Source organism: Microbacterium sp. NPDC086615, assembly GCF_040686055.1.
Lineage (GTDB): Bacteria > Actinomycetota > Actinomycetes > Actinomycetales > Microbacteriaceae > Microbacterium.
Genome location: NZ_JBFBJJ010000001.1, coordinates 435806 through 458850, shown reverse-complemented (window position 1 = coordinate 458850; position 23045 = coordinate 435806). Strand labels below are relative to the sequence as shown.

Annotated in this window: 20 protein-coding genes; 11 read left to right on the top strand and 9 right to left on the bottom strand. The window is 70.0% G+C overall.

Annotated elements, in window-relative coordinates; genetic code table 11:
* Window positions 1–18: 18 nt before the first annotated feature.
* Complete coding sequence (locus AB0O24_RS02170) at window positions 19–1071, top strand: iron-siderophore ABC transporter substrate-binding protein (RefSeq protein WP_363372204.1); 1053 nt, start codon at window positions 19–21, stop codon at window positions 1069–1071.
* Between the two features lie 113 nt (window positions 1072–1184).
* On the opposite strand, the gene AB0O24_RS02165 is transcribed toward AB0O24_RS02170, so the two are convergent.
* Window positions 1185–1853: a fasciclin domain-containing protein gene (locus tag AB0O24_RS02165; protein WP_307385608.1), complete on the bottom strand. Its 669-nt coding sequence runs from the start codon at window positions 1851–1853 to the stop codon at window positions 1185–1187.
* A gap of 318 nt (window positions 1854–2171) precedes the next feature.
* On the opposite strand from AB0O24_RS02165, the gene sigK reads away from it, so the two are divergent.
* The 4 genes from sigK (at window position 2172) to AB0O24_RS02145 (ending at window position 5489) form a co-directional block, all read left to right on the top strand.
* Window positions 2172–2762, top strand: a complete 591-nt coding sequence (gene sigK, locus AB0O24_RS02160) for an ECF RNA polymerase sigma factor SigK (RefSeq protein ID WP_275796733.1) — start codon at window positions 2172–2174, stop codon at window positions 2760–2762.
* Complete coding sequence (locus AB0O24_RS02155; RefSeq protein ID WP_363372201.1) at window positions 2759–3556, top strand: anti-sigma factor; 798 nt, start codon at window positions 2759–2761, stop codon at window positions 3554–3556. Before sigK ends, AB0O24_RS02155 begins: the two co-directional genes overlap by 4 nt.
* A 98-nt stretch (window positions 3557–3654) precedes the next feature.
* Complete coding sequence (locus tag AB0O24_RS02150; RefSeq protein WP_058597412.1) at window positions 3655–4293, top strand: hypothetical protein; 639 nt, start codon at window positions 3655–3657, stop codon at window positions 4291–4293.
* 311 nt (window positions 4294–4604) lie between these two features.
* Entirely contained in the window at window positions 4605–5489 is an 885-nt protein-coding gene (locus AB0O24_RS02145) for an aminodeoxychorismate lyase (RefSeq protein ID WP_363372198.1), read from the top strand.
* A gap of 54 nt (window positions 5490–5543) precedes the next feature.
* On the opposite strand, the gene pstB is transcribed toward AB0O24_RS02145, so the two are convergent.
* The 4 genes from pstB to AB0O24_RS02125 form a co-directional block, all read right to left on the bottom strand.
* The gene (pstB, locus tag AB0O24_RS02140) at window positions 5544–6323 is read right to left on the bottom strand and encodes a phosphate ABC transporter ATP-binding protein PstB (RefSeq protein WP_275796726.1); all 780 of its coding nucleotides are present in this window, start codon (window positions 6321–6323) and stop codon (window positions 5544–5546) included.
* Between the two features lie 21 nt (window positions 6324–6344).
* Window positions 6345–7433: a phosphate ABC transporter permease PstA gene (pstA, locus tag AB0O24_RS02135; protein ID WP_363372194.1), complete on the bottom strand. Its 1089-nt coding sequence runs from the start codon at window positions 7431–7433 to the stop codon at window positions 6345–6347.
* The gene (pstC, locus tag AB0O24_RS02130) at window positions 7430–8449 is read right to left on the bottom strand and encodes a phosphate ABC transporter permease subunit PstC (RefSeq protein WP_275796722.1); all 1020 of its coding nucleotides are present in this window, start codon (window positions 8447–8449) and stop codon (window positions 7430–7432) included. The genes pstA and pstC overlap by 4 nt, the downstream gene beginning before the upstream one ends.
* 158 nt (window positions 8450–8607) lie before the next feature.
* Entirely contained in the window at window positions 8608–9735 is a 1128-nt protein-coding gene (locus tag AB0O24_RS02125) for a phosphate ABC transporter substrate-binding protein PstS (RefSeq protein WP_307385612.1), read from the bottom strand.
* Between the two features lie 158 nt (window positions 9736–9893).
* Here AB0O24_RS02125 and AB0O24_RS02120 point away from each other — a divergent pair, with 158 nt between their 5' ends.
* Together AB0O24_RS02120 and AB0O24_RS02115 are read left to right on the top strand one after the other, a co-directional pair.
* Window positions 9894–13832, top strand: coding sequence for a Pls/PosA family non-ribosomal peptide synthetase (locus AB0O24_RS02120; RefSeq protein ID WP_363372190.1), 3939 nt, complete (start codon window positions 9894–9896; stop codon window positions 13830–13832).
* Window positions 13829–15127 carry a M1 family metallopeptidase gene (locus tag AB0O24_RS02115; protein ID WP_363372187.1) on the top strand — a complete coding sequence of 433 codons (1299 nt, stop codon included), beginning with the start codon at window positions 13829–13831 and terminating at the stop codon, window positions 15125–15127. Before AB0O24_RS02120 ends, AB0O24_RS02115 begins: the two co-directional genes overlap by 4 nt.
* 198 nt (window positions 15128–15325) lie before the next feature.
* Here AB0O24_RS02115 and AB0O24_RS02110 read toward each other — a convergent pair whose 3' ends face one another.
* The 4 genes from AB0O24_RS02110 to AB0O24_RS02095 all read right to left on the bottom strand — a co-directional run bounded on the left by AB0O24_RS02110 (window position 15326) and on the right by AB0O24_RS02095 (window position 19696).
* Complete coding sequence (locus AB0O24_RS02110; RefSeq protein ID WP_363372184.1) at window positions 15326–15820, bottom strand: hypothetical protein; 495 nt, start codon at window positions 15818–15820, stop codon at window positions 15326–15328.
* Window positions 15817–16755, bottom strand: coding sequence for an NUDIX hydrolase (locus AB0O24_RS02105; protein WP_275799095.1), 939 nt, complete (start codon window positions 16753–16755; stop codon window positions 15817–15819). The genes AB0O24_RS02110 and AB0O24_RS02105 overlap by 4 nt, the downstream gene beginning before the upstream one ends.
* Window positions 16752–18920 (bottom strand): RNA degradosome polyphosphate kinase, encoded by a 2169-nt coding sequence (locus AB0O24_RS02100; protein ID WP_363372181.1) that lies wholly within the window; start codon window positions 18918–18920, stop codon window positions 16752–16754. The genes AB0O24_RS02105 and AB0O24_RS02100 overlap by 4 nt, the downstream gene beginning before the upstream one ends.
* 83 nt (window positions 18921–19003) lie before the next feature.
* Window positions 19004–19696, bottom strand: coding sequence for a response regulator transcription factor (locus AB0O24_RS02095; protein ID WP_058597422.1), 693 nt, complete (start codon window positions 19694–19696; stop codon window positions 19004–19006).
* Window positions 19697–19814: 118 nt separating this feature from the next.
* Between AB0O24_RS02095 and AB0O24_RS02090 the strand changes: the two genes are divergently transcribed.
* The 4 genes from AB0O24_RS02090 (at window position 19815) to AB0O24_RS02075 (ending at window position 23038) form a co-directional block, all read left to right on the top strand.
* The gene (locus AB0O24_RS02090; RefSeq protein WP_058597423.1) at window positions 19815–20105 is read left to right on the top strand and encodes a hypothetical protein; all 291 of its coding nucleotides are present in this window, start codon (window positions 19815–19817) and stop codon (window positions 20103–20105) included.
* Between the two features lie 133 nt (window positions 20106–20238).
* Complete coding sequence (locus tag AB0O24_RS02085) at window positions 20239–20838, top strand: FABP family protein (protein ID WP_363372179.1); 600 nt, start codon at window positions 20239–20241, stop codon at window positions 20836–20838.
* A gap of 2 nt (window positions 20839–20840) precedes the next feature.
* Complete coding sequence (locus AB0O24_RS02080; protein ID WP_363372176.1) at window positions 20841–21929, top strand: glycine cleavage T C-terminal barrel domain-containing protein; 1089 nt, start codon at window positions 20841–20843, stop codon at window positions 21927–21929.
* A complete protein-coding gene (locus tag AB0O24_RS02075; protein ID WP_363372173.1) occupies window positions 21926–23038 on the top strand; it encodes an FUSC family protein in 1113 nt (370 codons plus the stop codon). The genes AB0O24_RS02080 and AB0O24_RS02075 overlap by 4 nt, the downstream gene beginning before the upstream one ends.
* Window positions 23039–23045 lie beyond the last annotated feature (7 nt).

Below are 23045 nucleotides of genomic sequence, written 5' to 3'. Positions count from 1 at the left end.
TAAGGTTATCCTAACCGTGTGACCCTCTTTCGTTTCTCGTCTCCGCACGTCCGTCATCGTCCTAGACGAGCGATCCTTGCCCTCGGGGCGGCCCTCGTCCTCACACTCAGCGGCTGCGCTGGGGCCGGTGCGCCGACGTCGACCGTCGACGCCGAGGCTGCTGCCAGCGGCGACTGGGTGGTCTCGCGCGACCTCGAGCCCGGGATGGGTTCGAGTGAGGCCGACGGGGTCTTCCCCCGCGAGGTGACCCACTTCGGGGGTGTCACCCAGATCCCCGCGCAGCCCACACGGATCGCCGTCGTCTCGACCGGTCAACTGGACGCCCTCCTGGCGCTCGGAACCGTGCCGGTCGCGGCGACGCGCGCCGAGAACAGCGGCCTCGTCCCGCAGTACTTGCAGGATGCCTTCCCCGAAGAGGCCGCGCCGCTCGCCGCGATGGCCGACATCGGCAAGCGGACGGAGCCCGACCTCGAGGCCATCGCCCAGGCCGACCCCGACCTGATCCTCATCAACTCAACTCGCGGCACGGAGCTGTACGACGCGCTCTCCGCGATCGCCCCCACTGTCCTCACCAAAGGCAACGGCGTGAACTGGAAGAGCGACTTCCTGCTCATCGCCGACGCCCTCGGTCAAGAGGGAGAGGCGCGCGGCATCCTGGATTCGCTGCAGACGGACAGCGCGGCGTTCGCCGAGACGCACGCCGCGGGCGAGCCGACGGTGTCGTTCCTGCAATCCACGGGGGACCGCACGCGCATCATGGGGGTGCCGTCGTTCGCGGGGGGTATCGCCGAAGACCTCGGGCTCGGGCGACCCGCCTCGCAGCAGTTCGATGACACGTCGCAGGACATCAGCGCCGAGCAGATCGACCTGGCCGACTCCGACCACGTGTTCTACGCGGGCATCGGTCAGGGGACCGCGTTCATCGAAGACGCGCCGCTGTGGAAGACGCTCGGCGCCGTCGCCGACGGCCGTGCCGTCGCGGTCGACTACGACCCGTGGTTCACCAACGCCGGGCCCGTCGCGGCACGCCTCGTTCAGGATGAGATCGTGCGCGCGGTGGACGGCAACTGACCGCCGACACGAAAGAGCGAGAGCCGGACCCCCTCGCCTGGGGTCCGGCTCTCGCCGTCAGGTCCGGTCGATCATCGACCGGTCGGGTGCGTGACGATCACGCACGCGAGGACTTACGCCGGGGGCATCAGCACCGTGTCGATGAGGTAAACGGTCGCGTTGGCGGTCTTCACGCCACCGCAGATCACCTTGGCGTCGTTGACCATGAGGTTGTCGCCCGAGCCCGAGACGGTGACGTCCTGGCCCTCGACCGTGGCGTGGGTGCCGTCGATCTCGGACGGGCTGAGCTGACCGGCGACCACGTGGTACGTGAGGATCTTGCTCAGCGCGGCGCTGTCGGTCTTGAGGCCGTCGACGGTCGCGGCGGGGATCTTGGCGAACGCGTCGTCGACCGGAGCGAACACGGTGAACTCGCCGCCGTTGAGCGTGTCGACCAGGTTCACGTCGGGGTTCAGCTGGCCGCTGACGGCGGCGGTGAGCGTCTTCAGCAGCGGGTTGTTCGAGGCGGCGGTCGCGACCGGGTCAGCGGCCATGCCTTCGACCGAACCGGCGCCCGAGGGGACGGCGGCGGCGTAGTCGGCGCAACCGGGGCCGACGAGGTCGGACGCAGCGTCCATCGAGCCCGAGGAGGCCGAGGGCGACGCTGCCATCGAGGGGGCGCTGCTGGTCTCTTCGCTCATGGAACCGCCCGAGGTGGTGCCACCCGAGCAGGCGGTGAGGGCGAAGGCCGAACCCAGAACGAGGGCGAGACCGGCGACGACAGGCTTCTTGTTGGTGAGCATGACATTCCTCCGAAATCGTTCGGACCACTTTCGCGATCCGTCAGGGACACCCTGGTGCGGGTGGTTCGCCGTGGAGCGGCTTACACGGGGTCTTCGGGGCCCCCGGGAGATCGGATTGGCGCCGAGGCGGAATTTCTCCTCGAGTACGCGGCGACCGGATGGAAAACTCCAGGTGAGAGGGGCGGAAAGATTCTCGGGAACATTTTCTGATCCGCTCGTTGGGAGGTCGATCCCAGCGCATAACGGTTCCGTACCCGATGTCTCGACGCGCGGACACCCGGTCGGGTCGCGTCCTCGACGTACGAGAGGATGGATGCCATGGTGATCGACGGCTTCGACCTGCCCGACGAGGGCTCGGATCGCGTCGACCACGTGGGCGATCTCATCCAGCGAGTCGCGACGGGCGACCGCGACGCATTCGCCGAATTGTACGACGCCCTGTCGCCCCGGGCGTTCGGTCTCATCCTGCGTGTGCTCGTCGACCGGGCGCAGAGTGAAGAAGTCCTTCAAGAGGTCTTCCTGGAAGTGTGGCAATCCGCCGCGCGTTTCACTCCGAAGAGAGGACAGGGAAGGTCGTGGGTTCTCACGATCGCACACCGCAGGGCGGTGGACCGCGTGCGGTCCGCGCAATCCAGTGTCGATCGAGATGTGCGCGCGGGCTTCCGCGATATCGACGTTGCCTATGACAACGTCTCCGAAAAAGTCGAGATGAAGATCGAGGGGCGACGCGTCGTCGATGCATTGGCGGCGCTTCCCGAGGCCCAGAAAGAAGCGCTCACGTTGGCCTACTTCGGTGGATACAGCCAGAGTGAGATCGCTACTCTCGTCGGTGCGCCCCTCGGGACGATCAAGACGAGAATGCGTGACGGCCTGTCGCGTTTGAGGATGGAAATGGGGGTGGACAAGTGAACGAGAGGGAATTCGCCGACCTCGCAGCCGGTCACGCGCTGAACGCGCTATCCGACGCTGACGAACGCGCGTACCAGGAGGCGCTTGCGAGCAATCCCCATTGGGAGTCGCACGTCCGCGACGCGGCCGAGGCGATCGCCGCCCTGAGTGCGGTCGTCGAGCCCGTCGACCCGCCGCCGTCGGTGCGCGCCTCCCTCATGGCTCGTATCGCCGACCTTCCTCAGCAACCCGTCGCGCCGGCCACCACCCCCGAGGTCGCCCGCGACGACGAGGACTACGCGGCGGCAGGTCCCGCGCCGGTGATTCCGGATGCCACTTCCTCGCGCCCCGCGAGCTGGGGCCGTCGTCGCTGGTTCACGCTCGCGGCATCCATCGTCGCCGTTCTGGTCCTCGGCTTCGGGGCGGCGTCGCTCGGTCAGTACCTCACGCGCCCCGCGGCCGTCGTCGCCCTGCAGCAGATCGAGAGCGCGCCCGACGCACGGTCCGCCTCGGTGTCGATGCCGGACGGGGGCTCCGCGACCGCGCACTGGTCGGCTTCGACCGGGCAGAGCGTGCTCGTGGCAGACGGCATGCCGGCGCTCAGCGACGACCAGACCTACGAACTGTGGTTCGTGCGGGGCGAGATGCCGATCGCCGCGGGCATTTTTGAGACGGATGCCGAGGGTCGGGCGACGGCGATGCTCGAGGGAGAATTCCACTCGGGCGACGTCATCGCGGTGACGGTCGAACCGGCGGGCGGATCGCCCGACGGGACGCCGAGCTCCGCGCCGGTCGTGGCGGTCGCCACCGCGTGAGGCTGCTCGAGCGAGGTCCCTGAGCCTCGCGACGGAGGTCCCTGAGCTTGTCGAAGGGACCGGACCCTCGTCCCCGGCTGACCGCCTAGCCTGGAACGATGAGCGATTCGCCGCGCGAGTTCCACAAGCCGATCCGACGCCCCGCCGAACTGTTCGACCGCCTCTTCGCCGCCGACGACCCCGCCGAGGTCTCGCGCGTCGCGCACAGCACCGCTCACGCTCTCCTCGCGCGCGTCCGCGCGGATCCGAGCGTCGACATCGTCGAGCGTCTCGTCGCGTTCACCGACGATCACGGCATCGACGACATCGCCGAGTTGTGGTCGCGGTCACCCGCGCGCTCCCTCCCGGGGGCACTGTGGCGTCTCTACCTGCTGCAGCTCATGATCCACGACGATGCGGCGACGGCGGCCCTGCTGTACGAGCGAGGGCGGGTCGAGATGGCGACGGTCGACCCCGTCGTGGTCGGCGCCCCTGCGCCCGCCGGTCCCGAGGAGCTCGTGCAGCTGATCGACACGATCCTCAGGGGACTGTTCGAGGGCGATTTCGCCGTGGCGCTGGACCGCGCCGCCGCGTTCTGCCGTGTGCAGGCGTCGGGGTCGACGCATCTCGCCGACGACTACGAGAACACCGAGTCGGAGCGGGCTTCGGCGTTGACCACGCGGGCGCTTCGGCTGTCGACATACGCCGAAGATCTGTCAGCGGCCGCGGCGCTGTGGCGGCGGGATGCGCTGACCTGACGGTGCTGCCGGTCCCTTCGACAAGCTCAGGGACCTCGCGTGAGCGGGCGGCCTCGCGGGAGCCGTGCCTGGCGTGGAGCCGGTGGCTGAGCTTGTCGAAGCCACCCGCGGGAGGAACACACCGCAGAAAAGAAAAGTGCCGGACCGCAGAACGCCTCTCGGCGCATGGCCGCTCAAAGCGGCAGAAGATGGAGCCCGGGGTTACTGCGGCCCGGCATGAAAAGTGTAACAAGCGTCAGCCGCCGACATTCCCTCCGAAGGCCCCGTTGACACGACCCGGGCGTGTCGTAGCCCGAGCGTAGGCTCGCTCCATGGCCTTACGTTTCGCCCTCATGATCGACCCCGTGGCATCCGATGATCGACGCGAGAGCTTCGACGACGCCTTCACCGTGGTCGACCCGCTCGGTCCGGCGCTGCCTCTCGGCGAGCTGAGCGCGCAGCGCGGCGACGGCGTCTTCGAGTCGCTCGGTGTGGTCGACGGGCACGCTCAAGAGGTCGGTCCGCACCTTGATCGGCTCGCGCATTCCGCGCAACTGCTCGACCTCCCGGCGCCGAACGCGGCGCAGTGGCGAGCGGCGATCGCGCGCGTCGCCGCCGAAGCCGGGCCGGGGGAGAGCGTGATCAAGCTCATTCTCAGCCGGGGCGTCGAGGAGGGGGCGTCGCCGACCGCGTGGGTCACCCTCGCCACCGCGCCCGAGAACACGCGCGCGCGCACCGAAGGGGTGCGCGTCGTCACCCTCGATCGCGGTTACCAGCTCGATGTCCCCGGGCGCGCGCCGTGGCTGCTGCTCGGGGCGAAGACGCTCTCCTACGCCGTCAACATGGCCGCGATCCGCGAGGCGAAGCGGCGGGGAGCCGACGACGCCGTGTTCGTCACGACCGACGGTTACGTGCTCGAGGCGCCCACGGCATCCGTCATCCTCCGCTCCGGGAACAGGTTCGTCACGCCCGAGCCCGCAGCCGGAATCCTGCACGGGACCACTCAGCGAAGCCTGTTCACCCACCTCGCGCACCGCGGCTTCTCGACCGTCTACGAGCCGGTGCTCCTGAGCGACCTCAGAGCCGCGCATGCCGCGTGGTTGCTGTCGAGCGTCCGCCTGGCCGCGCCGATCTCGGCGGTTGACGGTGTCGACAAGCCCGTCGATCGCGATCTGACCGACGAGTTGAACGCGTACCTGCTCTCGCCGCGCGACTGACCGTCGAAACGACGATGGCCCCGCCGAAGCGGGGCCATCTCGCGTGACGCGGGCTTATCCGAAGCGTCCCGAGACGTAGTCCTCGGTCGCCTGGACGGTCGGGGCGGTGAAGATCGCCGAGGTGTCGTTGTACTCGATGAGCTTTCCGGGCTTGCCGGTTCCGGCGATGTTGAAGAACGCCGTCTTGTCGCTCACGCGCGAGGCCTGCTGCATGTTGTGCGTCACGATCACGATCGTGTACTCGCTCTTCAGCTCGCCGATCAGCTCCTCGATCGCGAAGGTCGAGATGGGGTCGAGGGCCGAGCACGGCTCGTCCATCAGCAGCACGTCGGGCGAAACGGCGATCGCGCGGGCGATGCACAGGCGCTGCTGCTGACCACCGGAAAGGCCGCCGCCCGGCTTGTCGAGGCGGTCCTTGACCTCGTTCCAGAGGTTGGCGCCCTGCAGCGACTTCTCGACGAGGGCGTCGGCGTCGCTCTTCGACATGCGCTTGTCGTTGAGCTTCGCGCCGGCCAGCACGTTCTCGCGGATCGACATGGTGGGGAAGGGGTTCGGACGCTGGAAGACCATGCCGACGTGGCGGCGCACGAGCACCGGGTCGACCCCGGGGCCATACAGATCGTCGCCGTCGATGAGCACGCGGCCCTTGACGTGTCCGCCGGGGATGACCTCGTGCATGCGGTTCAGCGTGCGCAGGAACGTGGACTTCCCACAGCCCGAGGGGCCGATGAAGGCGGTGACCGAACGCGGCTCGATGTCGATCGAGACGCCCTCGACCGCGAGGAAGTCGCTGTAGTAGACGTTGAGGTCCTGGACCTCGATGCTCTTGGACATTGGGGGAGTGCCTTTCCGCGCTCAGCGGGTCTTCGGCGCGAACAGGGCCGCGACGATCCGGGCGATCAGGTTGAAGATGACGACGAGGACGACGAGGAGGAAAGCCGCGCCCCAGGCGTTGGCCTGAGAGGCGTCGATGTCTTGCCCGGGGAAGCTGTACGCGGTGTACGCCATGACCGGCAGGGTCTGCATCGGACCCTCGAAGGGGTTGGAGTTGAAGTTGTCGGTGAAGCTGGCGGCGATGAAGATCGGTGCCGTCTCACCCACGACGCGCGCCACGGCCAGCACGACACCGGTGATGATGCCCGAGGCCGCCGTCCGCAGCACGACCTTGACGATCGTCGCCGAGCGGGGGACGCCGAGGGCGAGCGACGCTTCGCGCAGGTCGGCCGGCACCAGGCGCAGCATCTCTTCGGTCGAGCGGATGACGATGGGGATCATCAGCACGCACAGGGCGATGGATGCCGAGAACCCGCTGAACGCCTTCGGACCGACGATGAGGCTGAACAGCGAGAACGCGAACAGACCCGCGACGATCGACGGGATGCCGGTCATCACATCGACGAGGAAGGTGATCGTGCGACGCAGCGGGTTGGTCGGCAGTGCGTACTCGACGAGGTAGACGGCCGCGAGGACGCCGACGGGGACGGAGATGAGCGCGGCGATCCCCGTGATGATCAGGGTGCCGGTGATGGCCTGCCACGCACCGGCGGTCGCGACGACCTCGAGGGTGTTCGGATCGAAGGAGCTTCCGCCGACCTGGGTGATGAACTGCAGGTTCACCACGGCGAGTCCCTTGGAGATCACCGTCCACAGGGTCGACACGAGCGGTGCGAGGGCGAGAAGGAACGCGGCGGTGACCAGCCCGCGGACGATGCGGTCCACGGCCTTGCGACGGTTCTCGACGATCGCGGAGCCGACGCCGATCGCGATCAGGTAGATCACGGCGGTCAGGATGAGCCAGACCGCGAGGTTGAAGCCCCCGAAGAGGAGCTGCACCGCGGCGATGACGACGGCGACGCCGACGAGCAGCGCGGGTTCGATGAACCGCGGAAGCTGGCCGCTGGTGAGGGCCAGGGGAGCCGAGGACGGGACGGCGGAGGCGGTCACGAGCGCTTTCCTCTCTTGCGGCCCTTCGCACCTGGTCCCGTCGCCGAGATGATGTAGCGCGCGAGCATGTTGACCGCGAGCGACACGACGAAGAGCATGAGGCCCGTGCCGATGAGCGCGGAGCGCTGCAGGTCGGTCGCGATCGGGAAGTTCAGGGCGATGTTGGCGGCGATGGTCTGGGAGTTGTAGCCGTCGGTGAGCAGGAGCACTGAGTAGATGAGGCTCGGCGAGATGATCAGGGCGATGGCCATGGTCTCGCCGAGGGCACGGCCGAGACCGAGCAGCGTCGCCGAGACCATGCCGCTGCGCGCGTAGGGGAAGACCGCCAGGCGGATCATCTCCCAGCGCGTGGCACCGAGGGCGAGAGCGGCTTCCTCGTGCAGGCGCGGGGTCTGCAGGAAGATCTCCCGGGTGATCGAGGTCACGATCGGCAGGATCATGACCGCGAGCACGACGCCACCGGTGAACATCGTGGAGCCGGTGGTCGACACGGGGCCCTGGAAGAGCGGGATCCAGCCGAGGTACTCGTTGAGGAACTGGCTCACCGGCAGCAGGAGCGGGCGCATCACGATGATGCCCCAGAGGCCGAAGACGATCGAGGGCACCGCGGCCAGCAGGTCGACGATGTAGCCGAGCGCCCCGGCGATCTTGCGGGGTGCGTAGTGCGAGATGAACAGCGCGATGCCGATGGCGACGGGGGTTCCGATCACCATCGCGATGAGCGCCGCCCAAATGCTGCCGAAGAGCAGCGGACCGACGTACTCCCAGAAGCTCGACCAGTTGCGGTTCTGGTAGCCGGCGAGGTCGCCCTCGCTCCAGTTCGCCGTGATGGCCGGGAGGCCCCGGATGATCAGGAAGATGGCCACACCGGCGAGGATGACCATGATCGACACGGCGGCCGTGGTCGACAGGCCGAGGAAGACGGTGTCGCCGACGCGACGCTTCCCGACGATGCTGGCTTTCGGGGTGCTCGGTGTCGCGGCGTCGGTCGCGGCGTCACTCACGGTGTCAGTCACGGGGGACCTCATGCTCGGCACGGATCAAGGGGTGCTCCTCGGTCGGGTTCTCTCTGAGGATGTTCGGCTCAGCGGAACGGTCGATGCGGAATCGACCCCTCCGATCAGCCCGGCCCGGTCCGCACGGGAGGTGCGGACCGGGCCGAGTCCGAGAGGTGTTACTTGATGGCCGCGAGCGTCTCCGCAGCAGCCGAGAGGACCGAGTCCGGCAGCGGGGCGGAGCCGGCGTTCTTCGCGGCGACGGCCTGGCCCGTGGTGCTCGTGACGAAGCCGAGGTACGACTTCACGAGCTCGGACTGCTTGGTGTCCTTGAAGGTGGTGCACGTGACGGCGTACGACACGAGCGGGATCGGGTAGGTCTCGGCGGTCAGCTTCGAGTAGTCGAACTTCTTCGACAGGTCACCCGGGACGCCGTTGCTGGCGTCGACGGCCGCGGCCTCGAACGTCGCGGTGACGGCCTCGGCGCTGTAGGGGATCGCGGTGCCGTCCTGGATGATCGCGGCCGCGTTCAGGTCGCCGATGGCGGAGTGGTCGGCGTAGCCGATGGTGCCCGAGCCGGCCTTGACCGCCTCGACGACGCCGGAGCCGCCCTTCTGCTTCGACACGTTGCCCTCGATCGGCCAGTCCTTGCCCGCGGGCGAGGTCCAGACCGACGACTGCGTCGCGGCGAGGTAGTTCGTGAAGTTCTGCGTGGTGCCTGAGCCGTCCGAACGCGCGACGGTCGTGATGGGGCCGGCGGGGAGAGCCGTGCCGTTGTCCTTGGTGATGGCCGGGTCGGACCAGTCGGTGATCTGCAGCGCGAAGATCTTCGCGACGGTCTCACCCGAGAGCTTGAGGTCGGTCACGCCGGGGACGTTGAAGATGATCGCGACACCGTCGAGGTAGATCGGGATGTTCACGCCACCCTCGGTGCAGAGAGCCTTCGACTGCGCGGTCTGGTCGGCGTTGAGGGGCGAGTCCGAGCCGGCGAAGTCGTACGCGCCGCTCAGGAAGTTGGTGACACCACCGCCAGAGCCCTGCGACTTGTCGTAGTTGACCGTCACGCCCTTGACCTGCGCGTTGTACGCGGCGGTCCAGGCGGCCTGCGCGTTGGACTGGGCGCTCGAGCCACCCGCGGTGATCGTGCCCGTGAGGTTCGGGTCGAGCGTGGCCGTGACGTCGGACGAGGTCGGCGATGCCGAGGTGCCCGCGGCGTCGCCGGAGCCGGAGGGGGAGGAGCAGCCGGCGAGAGCGAGCGAGGCGACGGCCGCCACGGCGCCCAGCTGAACGAATCGGGAGAGCTTCACTGTGTGAATCCTTCGTATGTCGGGGACACGAACCCGGTGCAGGGTTCTCCCGCACGGTAAACACCGACTCTTACGAGAGTGCGTTGTCCGGGTGAACGGAGGGTGAACCACTCCGGCCTGACCGGGACGTTTTCTTCGGCGGTATACGCTTCACCCCCGTGACGACACCCGCCTCCGCCGCGCAGGCGCCGCTCGATCGAACGAGCGCCGCCCCGCACGCACGCACGCTCATCGACCTTCTCGCCGACGTCGCGTCGCGGCATCCCGAGGCCTCGGCGATCGACGACGGTTCGGGCGCCCTCAGCTATCGCGAACTGCTCGCACGCGTCTGGAAGACCGCCGGTGCCCTCCACGCCGCCGGGGTGCGTCGCGGCGACCGCGTCGGCGTGCGCATGCCGTCGGGGTCGAAAGAGCTGTACGTGTCGATCCTCGCCGTGATGGCCGCCGGGGCGGCTTACGTGCCGGTGGATGCCGACGATCCCGACGAACGCGCTCGTCTGGTGTTCGGCGAGGCGGGCGTGAAGGGCATCATCGCCGGCGACGGAGAGTTCCTTGCCGACGATGACGATCTGGTGCGCCTGTACGAGGGGGACGCTCCGCACCCGAGCACGAACGCCGTCCCGATCGTGGCCCCGCCCACGGTGGACGACGATGCGTGGATCATCTTCACCTCGGGATCGACCGGCGTTCCGAAGGGCGTGGCGGTGTCGCACCGCTCGGCGGCGGCCTTCGTCGAGGCCGAGGCGCGTCTTTTCCTCCAGCAGGATCCGCTCGGCCCCGGCGACCGCGTGCTCGCGGGGCTGTCCGTCGCCTTCGACGCCTCGTGCGAGGAGATGTGGCTCGCGTGGGGCCACGGCGCGTGCCTCGTCCCGGCCCCGCGCTCGCTCGTGCGCTCGGGCGAAGACCTCGCGCCCTGGCTGCTGCGCCAGGGCATCACCGTGGTCTCGACGGTGCCCACCCTCGCGGCGATGTGGCCGGCCGACTCGATCGAGAACGTGCGCCTGCTGATCTTCGGCGGTGAGGCGTGCCCGCCCGAGCTGGCGGCACGACTGGTCGCCGAGGGGCGCGAGGTGTGGAACACCTATGGACCCACCGAGGCGACGGTCGTCGCGTGTGCGGCACCGCTCGACGGCACCCTTCCCGTGCGTATCGGCCTGCCCCTCGACGGCTGGGCCCTGGCGGTCGTGGATGCCGAGGGCCTCCCCGTCGCGGAGGGCCAGGTCGGCGAGCTCATCATCGGCGGCGTCGGCCTCGCGCGGTACCTCGACCCCGAGAAGGATGCCGAGAAGTACGCCCCCATGCCCACGCTCGGTTGGGAGCGGGCGTACCGTTCCGGCGACCTCGTGCGCTTCGATTCCGAGGGACTCGTCTTCCAGGGCAGGGCCGACGATCAGGTCAAGGTCGGCGGGCGTCGCATCGAGCTCGGCGAGGTCGAGTCGGCGCTGCAGGACCTCGCCGGGGTCAGCGCCGCCACTGTCGCGGTGCGGACCACCGAGGCCGGGGTCCCGGTGCTCGTGGGGTATCTGGTGATGGATGCCGGGGTCGACCTCGATCGCGGAGCGGCCCGTGCCGCGCTCGCCGAGCGTCTCCCCGCCTCGACGATCCCGCTGCTCGGCGTGGTCGACGAGCTCCCCGTCCGCACCTCGGGGAAAGTCGACCGCGCAGCGCTCCCGTGGCCGTTGCCGGGTGTCGATGCGCCCGCCGCCACGGATTTCTCCGCCGACGAAGCGTGGCTCGCCGAGCAGTGGCAGGCGGTCCTCGGCCTCCCCGTGACCGAGCGGAAGGCCGACTTCTTCGACCTGGGCGGGGGATCCCTCGCCGCCGCGCAGCTCGTCTCGCGGATCCGTGCGCGCGTGCCCGAGTTCTCGGTGGCCGACATCTACGACGTCCCCCGCCTGGGGGCGATGGCCAAGGCGCTCGGCCCGCAGCTGAGCGACGAGGGTCCGGCCGAGTTTCACCGCGCGGCGCCGACACCCCGGACGACGCAGTGGGCGCAGACCCTCCTCGGCGCACCGCTGTTCATCCTCGCCGGCGTGCGGTGGCTGCTGTATCTGCTGACCGCGTCGGCGATCCTGCAGCTCCTGCCCGGGTTCGAGGTGCTCCCGACGGTGCCCTGGCCCGCCCTGCTGATCGGTCTGCTCGTGTTCGCGACGCCGTTCGGACGCATGGCGATCGCCGTGGCATCCGCTCGTCTTCTGCTGGCGGGTGTGCGTCCGGGCGACTATCCGCGCGGAGGGTGGGTGCACATCCGTCTGTGGCTCGCCGAGCAGATCGCCGACCAGGTGGATGCCGTGGGCCTCGCCGGTGCGCCCTGGGTCTCGTACTACGCCCGGGCGCTGGGTGCGCGCATCGGCCGCAACGTCGACCTGCACGCGCTGCCGCCGGTCACCGGAATGCTCGTCGTCGGCGACGGAGCGTCGATCGAGCCCGAGGTCGACCTCACGGGCTACTGGATCGACGGCGACCTCGTCCGCATCGGAGAGGTCCGCATCGGAGCGGAGGCCACGGTGGGAGCGCGCTCGACCCTGGCGCCGGGCACGCGCATCGGCCGTCGCGCCGAGATCGCCCCCGGCTCCGCGGTCTTTGGCCGGGTCAAGGCGGATCAGTCGTGGGCCGGCTCGCCCGCCGTCCGCGTCGGCGGGACCGCGAAGGGCTGGCCCGGGGAGCGCCCGCCGGCACCGACGCGCTGGCTGTGGGCGTACGCGGCGTCGGCCGTGGTGCTCGCGCTGCTGCCGCTCGCGGCGTTCACCGTCGGCGGTCTCGTGATCGCGCAGGGGATCCACGGGGCCGACAGCCTCGGTGAGGCGACCGCGCGGGCCTTCGCCTGGCTCGTGCCCGCGGTCGCGGTCACGGGCGTCGTGTTCGCGGCATCCGTGGTCCTTCTCGTGCGGTTGCTCTCGATCGGTCTCGTCGAGGGGACGTTCCCCGTCCGCAGCCGGGTGGCGTGGCAGGCGTGGAGCATCGAAAGACTCCTGGATGCCGCGCGCACGATCCTCTTCCCGCTGTACTCCTCGCTCTTCACCCCCGTCTGGCTGCGCCTGCTCGGCGCCCGCGTCGGGCGTGACGTCGAGGCATCCACTGTCCTGTTGATCCCGTCGATGGCGCGCATCGAGGACGGAGCGTTCTTGGCCGACGACACGATGGTGGCGTCCTACGAGCTCCGCGCCGGGTGGCTGCGCCTCGGGCCGGTGCGCATCGGCAAGCGCGCCTTCCTCGGCAACTCGGGGATGGCGGCCCCCGGCCACCGCGTGCCCCGAGATGGTCTCGTGGCGGTGCTGTCCGCGGCGCCGCTGAAGGCGAAGCCCGGCTCGTCGTGGCTCGGTTCTCCCGCGGTGCGCCTGCGGCGCCTGTCGGCCGAGGGTGACGAATCGCGCACGTACCAGCCGACCCCGGGTCTGCGTCTCGCGCGCACCCTGTGGGAGCTGTGCCGCTTCGTTCCGGTGGTCGTCACCTGCGGGATCGGGCTCGGCGTGCTGTTCACCCTCGCGGGCCTCTGGGATGCGGTCGGGCCGGTGTGGACGCTCCTGCTCTCGGGCGTCGTCCTGCTGGCGGCGGGCGCGGTCGCGGCGGCCGTGTCGACCGCGGCGAAGTGGGCGATCGTCGGGGTCATCCGTGCGGGAGAGCAGCCCCTGTGGTCGAGTTTCGTGTGGCGGACCGAGGTGTCTGACACCTTCACCGAGATGGTCGCGGCGCCGTGGTTCGCTCGCGCCGCGTCCGGCACGCCGGCGCTCGCGGTCTGGCTGCGCAGCCTCGGCGCGCGGATCGGCACGGGCGTGTGGTGCGAGAGCTACTGGCTGCCCGAGCCCGACCTCGTGACTCTCGGCGACGCATCGACGGTGAACCGCGGGTGCGTCGTGCAGACGCACCTGTTCCATGATCGAATCATGAGTATGGACACCGTCGAGCTGGAACCCGGGGCGACCCTGGGCCCGCACAGCGTGGTGCTGCCGGCATCCACGCTCGGCGCCCACGCCACCGTGGGCCCGGCTTCTCTGGTCATGCGCGGAGAGACCGTCCCGGTCGGCTCGCGCTGGAGTGGAAACCCCATCGGACCCTGGCGCGCGGTCAAGGTGCGCGCCTACCAGTCGACGTCGTGAGCGGCGGCGATCCCTACGCCCCGCAGAGCGGGGATGCGTCGTACGACGTCGAGGAGTACGACCTCGCCCTCAGCTACCGCGTGCGCACCAATCGCCTCGAGGGGGTGGCCACGATCACCGCCGTCGCCCGGCAGCCGATAGCGTCGTTCGCCCTCGACCTCGTCGGACTCCGCGCGACGCGCGTGAAGGTCGACGGCGTGGCCGCGCGTCACACGAGCGGTCCTCGCGCGCTGCGGGTCACCCCGCCGCGCGCCCTCGCCAGCGGTGCGTCGTTCCGCGTCGAGGTGGTCTACGCCGGTTCGCCGGCACCGCGGCGCTCGCGCTGGGGGACCGTCGGGTGGGAGGAGCTGACCGACGGCGCTCTCGTCGCGGGACAGCCGACGGGTGCACCCACGTGGTTCCCGTGCAACGACCGGCCCGACAACCGCGCGCGCATGCGGCTGGAGGTCACGGTCGACGACGGATACACGGTCGCGGCCACCGGCGTCGCGGGGGCGACGACACGGCGCGGCGGCCGCACCACGACGACCTTCACCTCCGACGTCCCGACCGCGACGTACCTCGCCGCGGTCCACGTAGGGCGGTATCGCACGCAGGTCTTGGCGGGAAGCGGCGTCGACGTGGTCCCCGTCGTCAGCGTGACCGCCCCGCCCGCCCTCACCGCGGCTGCCGACCGGGCCTTCGCCCGCGTCCCCGACATGCTGCGCGTGTTCGACAGGCTGTTCGGCCCGTACCCGCAGGAGGCGTGCACGCTCGTCGTCACCGCGGACGAGCTCGAGATCCCTCTCGAAGCGCAGGGACTGGCGGTGTTCGGCATGAACCACCTCGTCCCGGCGGCACAGCGGCTCGTCGCCCACGAACTCGCGCACCAGTGGTTCGGCAACAGCGTCGGCATCGCCCGATGGAGCGACATCTGGCTGAACGAGGGTTTCGCCTGTTACGCGGAATGGCTGTGGTGGGATGCCTCGGGTGGCCCCTCGATGCGTGCCTCCGTGACCGAGAACCACACCCGGCTCGCGGCGAAGCCGCAGGATCTGCTGCTCGTCGATCCCGGCCCCGACGACATGTTCGACGACCGTGTCTACAAGCGCGGCGCGCTCACTCTGCACGCGGTGCGGCGCGCGATCGGTGACGACGCGTTCTTCGCGCTGCTGCGCGGCTGGACCGCGGACCACCGCCACGGTCTCGTCACGACCGCCGACTTCCGCGCCGCGGTCGAGCGGGCCGGGGGAGCGGATGCCGCTGCTCTGCTGTCGCGTTGGATCGACCATCGCGAGCTGCCCGCGCTGCGCTGACGCGTCAAGCCGTTCCGGCTTCGCCGCCGCGCAGCGCCACCCGGCAGGGGCCGCTCGGGTCGAAGAAGGAGGAGATCCGGCGAGGGGAGGACTCTCGGGTAGCCGGGTGTCCTCCCGTCCCGGATTCTCCTCCCGTCCTGCACCGCGATTCCCGTCCGGCACCGCGATGGGGCCCGGGCCCGCGAGGATCGGCGTCTCCTACGCCGAGACCACCACAGCCGCGACCAGTCCCGCGGGAGCTATGAGGTCGTAGCCCGTGACCCACGCCCCCCGATCGATGCGCGCCCTCCAGGCGTTGTTCACGCCACCCGTCACCTGGACGCGTGCCGGATCCACGTCGAGACCACGCCCGTCGGCCTTCAGCACGGCCTCCACGCGCGCCCACGCCCGGGCATCGGCTCCGGGCAGGACGCGGTCGAGGCCGCCGGCATCGGCCTCCACGACATCGATCCCCGCGCGAGCACACCCTTCGGCGACGACGGCGACCGCCCAGCCGCCTGCATACGAGACGGAGACCGCGGCCTCGGCCCCGGACACGCGGATGCGGCCATGCTCGCCCCCGCAGCGCGGACAGCGAGAGACGAAGGTCGCCTCGCGCAGCAGCCCTGACAGCAGCGTCCTCGACACCTCGCGCCGTGATGCCGCGTCGGCGACCTCTCCCCACGCGACGCGGAGACCGCGGGGCAGCGTCACACCGGTGGCTCGTGCGTTTCGATCGCGACGATGCCCGCACCGGGGTGGTGGACGGGGATGTGCACCACCGAGAACCCGCCGGTCTCGAGCGCCGACGAACTGCCGAGGTAGGAGCCTCGCATCGTGCCGGTCGCGAGCGCCAGCTCGTGCATGATGGCCGGCAGGACCGGCCCGTGGCTCGACAGGACGACGGGCTTTCGTGCCCGCACCCGTTCGCCGACGACCCTGCGCACGTCGGCGCGACCCTCTTCCCAGGCGTCCTGGCTGATGTCGGCCGCCAGCTGGATCTTCAGCGCCAACGCCTGCGAGAGCGGCGTCACGGTGCGCACACATCTTTCGGCGGGACTCGACACGATCCGGCGCACCCCGAACGCGAGCAGGGGGCCGACGATCGCGTTCGCCTGCTTCCGTCCGCGCGGGGCGAGGGGGCGCTCGGCATCCGGGCCGTCCCACTCCTCGCGCGGGCGGGCCTTGCCGTGTCGGAGCGCGATGATCGGGAAGGTGGGCAGAGCCTTCTCGTCGACGAGCCGGATGAACTCGTCGAGGATCTCGAGATCGACCGGATAGCTCAGGTTCTTCCGGGCCTTCTTCAGGCTCATCCACTCGATCGCGGCGACCTCTTTGTTCGGCACGAAGGTCGACGTGCGCACCGCGGCATCCGACGCCTCGGCGGCCCAGTAGTGCACGATCTTCGTCCGCGAACTCGGCATCCGATACCGCGAGACACCGACGGGCACACCGAGGGCGACACGGATGCCGGTCTCTTCGCGGATCTCGCGCACGGCGGTCTCGGCGAGCGTTTCGCCGGGGTCGACCTTTCCCTTGGGCAGCGTGACGTCGCGATACTTCGTACGGTGGATCAGCAGGACCCGCAGCTTGCCCTCGACCTCGCGCCAGACCACGCCTCCCGCCGCGTAGACGGCGGTTTCACTCACCGCGCCGCCCGCGCGCGCCGCTTGCGCTGCACGCGTGCCATCGTGTGCTCCTGCAGATCGATGAGAGGCGCGCCCTCCGCGTCGACGCTGTGCCGGATCCACTCGCCCTCGGCGTTCAGGTGCCACGACATGGTGCCGTCGTCCATCGCGAGGTCGAACAGGGTCGACAGCTCCTGCAGCTGGCTCGGATCGACGACCCGCACGAGCGCCTCGACACGGCGATCGAGGTTGCGGTGCATCATGTCGGCGCTGCCGATGTAGATCTGCTCGTCGCCGTCGTTCGCGAACGAGAAGATGCGCGAGTGCTCGAGGTAGCGGCCGAGGATCGAGCGCACCGTGATGTTCTCGCTCATCCCCGGAACCCCGGGCTTGATCGAGCAGATGCCGCGCACCCAGACCTCGACGGGAACCCCCGCTTGGCTCGCACGGTAGAGCGCATCGATAATCTCTTCGTCGACCATCGAGTTGACCTTGATCCGCACGCGAGCGGGCTTGCCCTCGAGGGCGTTGCGGCGCTCCTTGTCGATGTGGCGGAGCAGGCCCTTGCGCAGGTGAAGCGGCGCGACGAGGAGGCGCTTGAACTTCTTCTCGATCGCGTACCCGCTCAGCTCGTTGAACAGGCGGGTCAGGTCGCGCCCGACCTGATCGTCGATCGTGAACAGACCGAAGTCCTCGTAGATGCGGCTCGTCTTGGGGTTGTAGTTTCCCGTCCCGACGTGGCTGTAGTGGCGCAGGCGCCCCTCTTCCTCGCGGATCACGAGCGCCAGCTTGCAGTGCGTCTTGAGTCCGACGAGGCCGTACACGACGTGCACGCCGGCCTTCTCGAGCTTGCGCGCCCAGACGATGTTGTTGGCCTCGTCGAAGCGCGCCTTCACCTCGACGAGGGCGAGCACCTGCTTGCCCGCTTCGGCGGCGTCGATCAGGGCCTGCACGATCGGGCTGTCGCCCGAGGTGCGGTAGAGCGTCTGCTTGATCGCGAGGACGTGCGGGTCGCGCGCCGCCTGCTCGAGGAAGGCCTGCACGCTCGTCGCGAACGACTCGTAGGGGTGGTGCACGAGGACGTCCGCCTTGCGGATCGCCCCGAACAGGTCGGCGCGCCCGTTCTGTTCCGGCGGCTGGAACGCCAACGCGGTCTTGGGTACGTGCGGCGGGTAGTGGAGGTCGGGACGGTCGATGCGCGAGAGGTCGAACAGCCCGCGCAGGTCGAGCGTGCCGGGGAGGCGGTAGACCTCCTGCTCGGTGATGTCGAGCTCGCTCAGAAGGAGAGAGCGCGTGACGTCGTCCATGTCCTCGGTGATCTCGAGGCGGATGGGCGGGCCGAAGCGACGGCGGAGGAGCTCGGCCTCGAGGGCCTGGATGAGGTTCTCGGTCTCGTCTTCCTCGATCGTCATGTCTTCGTTGCGCGTGAGCCGGAACGCGTGGTGATCGAGCACCTCCATGCCCGGGAACAGGTCGCCGAGGTGGTTCGAGATCAGTTCCTCGAGGGGGAGGTACCGCACGCCCGGGCCCTCGCCGGGGACCTCGACGAATCGCGGCAGCATCGGCGGCACCTTCAGGCGCGCGAACTCCTGGCGACCGGTCCGCGCGTTGCGGATGCGGATCGCGAGGTTCAGCGACAGGCCCGAGATGTAGGGGAAGGGGTGCGCGGGGTCGACCGCGAGGGGCATGAGGACGGGGAAGACGTTGTGCTGGAAGTACTCCGTCAACCGCTCAGCGGTGGGCTCGTCGAGCGAATCCCACGTGACGACCTCGATACCCGACTCGGCGAGAGCGGGACGGACCTTCTCGGTCCATGCCGCCGCGTGGCGGAGCTGGAGACGGTGCGCTTCGGCCGAGATGTCGGCGAGGACATCGAGGGGAGCACGACCGACGTTGGTCGGGACGGCGAGTCCGGTGATGATGCGACGCTTCAGACCGGCGACGCGCACCATGAAGAACTCGTCGAGGTTGCTCGCGAAGATCGCGAGGAAGTTCGCGCGTTCCAGGACGGGGACCGTCGGGTCTTCGGCGAGTTCGAGCACGCGCTGGTTGAAGGCGAGCCAGCTGATCTCGCGATCGAGGTACCGGTGATCGGGCAGCTGGTCGTCCGCGGCCTCGATCGCCTCGTCGAAGTCGTCGTCGTCCGCGTCGCCGAGGCCCGCGTCGAGAGCGTCGTGTTCCATCATCCCCACATCATTGCAGGGGTCGGTGACACGGGAGTGAACACGCGGTACACGCGTCGCACGCGCGAGTGTTCAGCCGGGAATGCTCACGCGGGGGCGGATGCCACGGGGGGCTGGTCGTCTTCGTAGACGTTGAAGCGGTAGCCGACGTTGCGCACCGTGCCGATGAGCTGTTCGAGGTCGCCCAGCTTGGCGCGCAGACGACGAACGTGCACGTCGACCGTCCGCGTCCCGCCGAAGTAGTCGTAGCCCCAGACCTCGCTGAGGAGCTGCTCGCGCGTGAAGACGCGCGAGGGATGCGTGGCGAAGAAGTGCAGGAGCTGGAACTCCTTGTAGGTGAGATCGAGCGGCTTGCCGTGGACCTTGGCCGAGTACGATGACTCGTCGATCGTGATGCCGGAGGTCTGGATGCGCGTCGACACCTGATCGGCGCTGCGCCGCCCCATGGCCAGGCGGATGCGAGCGTCGATCTCGGCCGGACCCGCGCCCACCAGCACCACGTCGTCGACGCCCCAGTCGGTCGAGACCGCGGTGAGGCCGCCCTCGGTGATGACGAGGATCAACGGCGCCTCGATGCCCGTCGTCGTCAGGATCTTGCACAGCGACTTCGCGCCGACGAGGTCGAAACGCGCGTCGACGAAGACGATGTCGGCGCTCGGGGCATTCACCAGCTGAGCCGGCTCGGCGGGGATCTGGCGCACCCGGTGGCTCAGAAGTTCGAGCGCAGGCAGAACGGCACCACCGCCGGGGGCGGAGCTGAGAACGAGAAGTTGAGCCACGCGGTCCTCCCAGTGCGGGCTGCCGCACACCCGCCCATCTTAGGGTGAGGCACGCCACCACGCCGCACGCCGCCGTCCGAGGCGTGCGTCACGCCGCGGTCTGAGCAATGATGGGGGCATGTCGACGCCCGACCTCGTACCGCGCCGCACCTACGGTGGCGTGATCGCCGTGTGGGTCCTGGCCGTCATCGCGGGTGTGGCGATCGGCATCCTGGTGCCGGCTCCGTGGCGCGCGCAGTGGATCACCGTGGCCCTCGGGGGATGCGTGGTCGCCGCCTTCGCCATCCAGCTCTGGTACGGGCGGTCGCAGGCCTTCATCCAGCGCATGGCCGCGAGCGTCCTGGGCGCCCTCGTCGTTCTCGGACTCATCACGGCCGGCTTCGGTCTGGCGGCCATCGTTCCCCGCTAGAGTTGAGGCATGAACCTCCTCGCGCTCGAACTGTTCTTCGTGGGACTTCTGGGCCTGGCGTCGCTGGCGATCGCCTTCGTCTCCGGCACGGTCATCTGGAACCTCTTCCGCGGCCAGCGCTGATCGGCATCTCGTGATCGAGATTCCGACGGACCTTCCCGCCGACCTCGTCCCCCTCTCGTGGCTCCTCGGCGTCTGGGAGGGCACCGGGGTCATCGACTACGAGGCGGACGGTCGTTCCTACTCGGGCGAGTTCGCGCACCGCGTGAGCTTCAGCCACGACGGCGGGGACTTCCTGAACTACTCCGCGGACGCGTGGCTCCTCGACGGGGAGGAGCGGCGCCCCCTCGTCTCTGAGATCGGCTACTGGCGCGTCGCGCGCCCCTCCGGCGGCGCTGACGCCGGTCCGGCGCTGCTCCCGCCGACCGAGTCCGCGGTCGTCCGCACGGCCGACGACGTCGAGAAGCTCCGCAACGACGACGGCGGGTTCGACCTCGAGGTGAGCCTCGTGCATTCGGACGGCGTCCTCGAGCTGTATGTCGGACAGGTCAAGGGCCCGCGCATCGACCTCGCCACCGACGCCGTCGTGCGCGCGGCCGGCGCGAAGCCGTACACCGCCGCGACCCGTCTGTACGGGCTCGTCGACAACCACCTCCTCTGGGCGTGGGACATCGCCGCTCTCGGGCGCGAGCTGGGCTCGCACGCCTCGGCGCGTCTCGCGCGGGCGGAGTGACGATGGCGACGCTCGCGGACGTCCCCGGCGCCGTGGTCGACGATCGCGGTCTGCGCCACGTCGGTTCCCCGGTCGCGGAGCAGCGACGCCTGGCATCCGGGTCCGCTCTCGCCCCGCTCGGCGACCGTGGCGTCATTTCGGTCGGTGGTGAGGACCGCCGCAGCTGGCTGGATTCGCTCTCTTCGCAGGCGCTGACGCACCTGGCGCCGGGCGTGTCGACCGAGATGCTCATCCTCGATCCCCAGGGACGCGTCGAGCACGCCGCTTCCGTCGTCGACGACGGAGAGACCGCGTGGCTCATCGTCGACAGGGCCGACGTCGAGGCGCTCGCCGGGTGGCTCACGCGCATGCGGTTCCGCCTGCGGGTCGAGGTGAAGGACCGCTCCGACGACCTGTTCGTCGTGGGCGGGACACGCGACGCGGTCTCGGCGCTGTCGGCGGTCGCGCCGGTGTGGGTCGACCCGTGGCCCGACGTGTCGCCCGGAGGATGGGCGTACGCGCGTGTCGAGCCGCACCCCGGTTCCGACCGTGACTGGGCGGAAGCCATTCTGGATGCCGTCGAGTTCGACCGCGTGATCGATGCCGCCGTACGGGGAGAGGTCGCGCTCGCGGGCCTCGACGCCGTCGAAGCGCTGCGCGTGGCCGCGTGGCGCCCGCGCGTGGGTGTCGATGCCGACGAGCGCCTGCTGCCGCACGAGATGGACTGGCTGCGCACCGCGGTCCACCTGTCGAAGGGCTGCTACCGCGGTCAGGAGACCGTGGCGAAGGTGCACAACCTCGGTCACCCGCCCCGGCGCGTGGTCGCCCTGCAGCTCGACGGCAGTGACAACGTGCTGCCGCAGCGGGGCGACGCGGTCCGCGCGGGCGACGCGGTGATCGGCGCCATCACCTCGGTCGCCGTCCACCACGAAGAGGGACCGATCGCCCTCGCGTTGATCAAGCGCACGGCCCCGGAGGGGGTCCCGCTCGTCGTCGAGACCGCCGACGGTCCCTTGGCGGCCGCGCAAGAGACGGTCGTGCCCGCCGACGCGGGTGCGACGGCCTCGATCCCGCGGCTCCCGCGCCTCGGTCGTCGTCGCGCCGCGGAATGACCGGGGACGACGCGTCGACCACCACCGTCGGGGTGGCGGTCGCGCGGTCCGGATGGCGCACGGCCCTCGCCCGTCGCACCGCTCGGGTGCGCGAGTCGCTGCCGGCGATCGCGCAGATCGTCGTCGCGGCCACGGCGGCGTACTGCTTCGCGCACTTCGTGCTGGGACACAGCGTGCCCCTGCTGGCAGCCACCGTGACGGTGTCGAGCCTGGGGCTCGTACGCGACGCCCGGCCCTGGCGCGTCGCCGAGACCGTCGCCGGGATGCTCGTCGGCATCCTGATCGCCGAGCTCGTGCTGCTGATCGCGGGTGCGGGGTGGTGGCAGATCGCGGTCGCGATGACCGTCACGCTCATCGCCGCGCGATTCCTCTCCCCGCAACCCGGCTTCGCCCTCGCGGCGGTCGTGCAGTCGCTCATCGCGCTCGTCCTCGTGTCGGGGGCACCGTTCCTCCGGCTGGTCGACGGGGCCGTCGGGGGAGTGGCGGCCCTCATCGTCACGGCCCTCATCCCGCGCACCCTGCGCCGCACCGAGCTGCGTGACGCCGACGAACTCTTCGACGCGCTCGACGTGGCGATGAACACCATCGTGCGCGCGCTTCGCCGGGGTGACAGAGCCCGTGCCGAACGCGGGCTCGAGCGCTCACGCTCGCTGCAGACCTACGTCGATGCGTGGAGCGGCTCGCTCGAGTCCGGTCAGGAGGTCGCCCGGATCTCTCCGTTCCTCCGCCGCCAGCGCACCGAGCTGCAGCGCCACGCGCGCGTGCGCGAAGCCCTGGACCTCGCCACTCGGAACCTTCGCGTGGTCGCTCGCCGCGCCGCCTACCTGTGCGCCGACGGGCAAGCGCGTCCCGTCCCCGCCGACCTGCTCGCGGAACTGGCGCGTGGGGCGGCTCTGGTACGTGACAGCCTCGACGACATCTCGCTCGAGCCTGCCGCCCGGTCCGCCGTGGTCGCGGTGATCCGCCGCCTCGATCCGGCTGCGCTCCTACCAGGTGGTGGTGTCGGCGAGCTCAATCTGGTGGCCGCGATGCGTCCTCTGGCCGTCGATCTCCTGGTCGCCGCGGGGATGCCGTCGGCCGAGGCACGGGCCCTGCTCCCGCGCATCTGAGGACGTC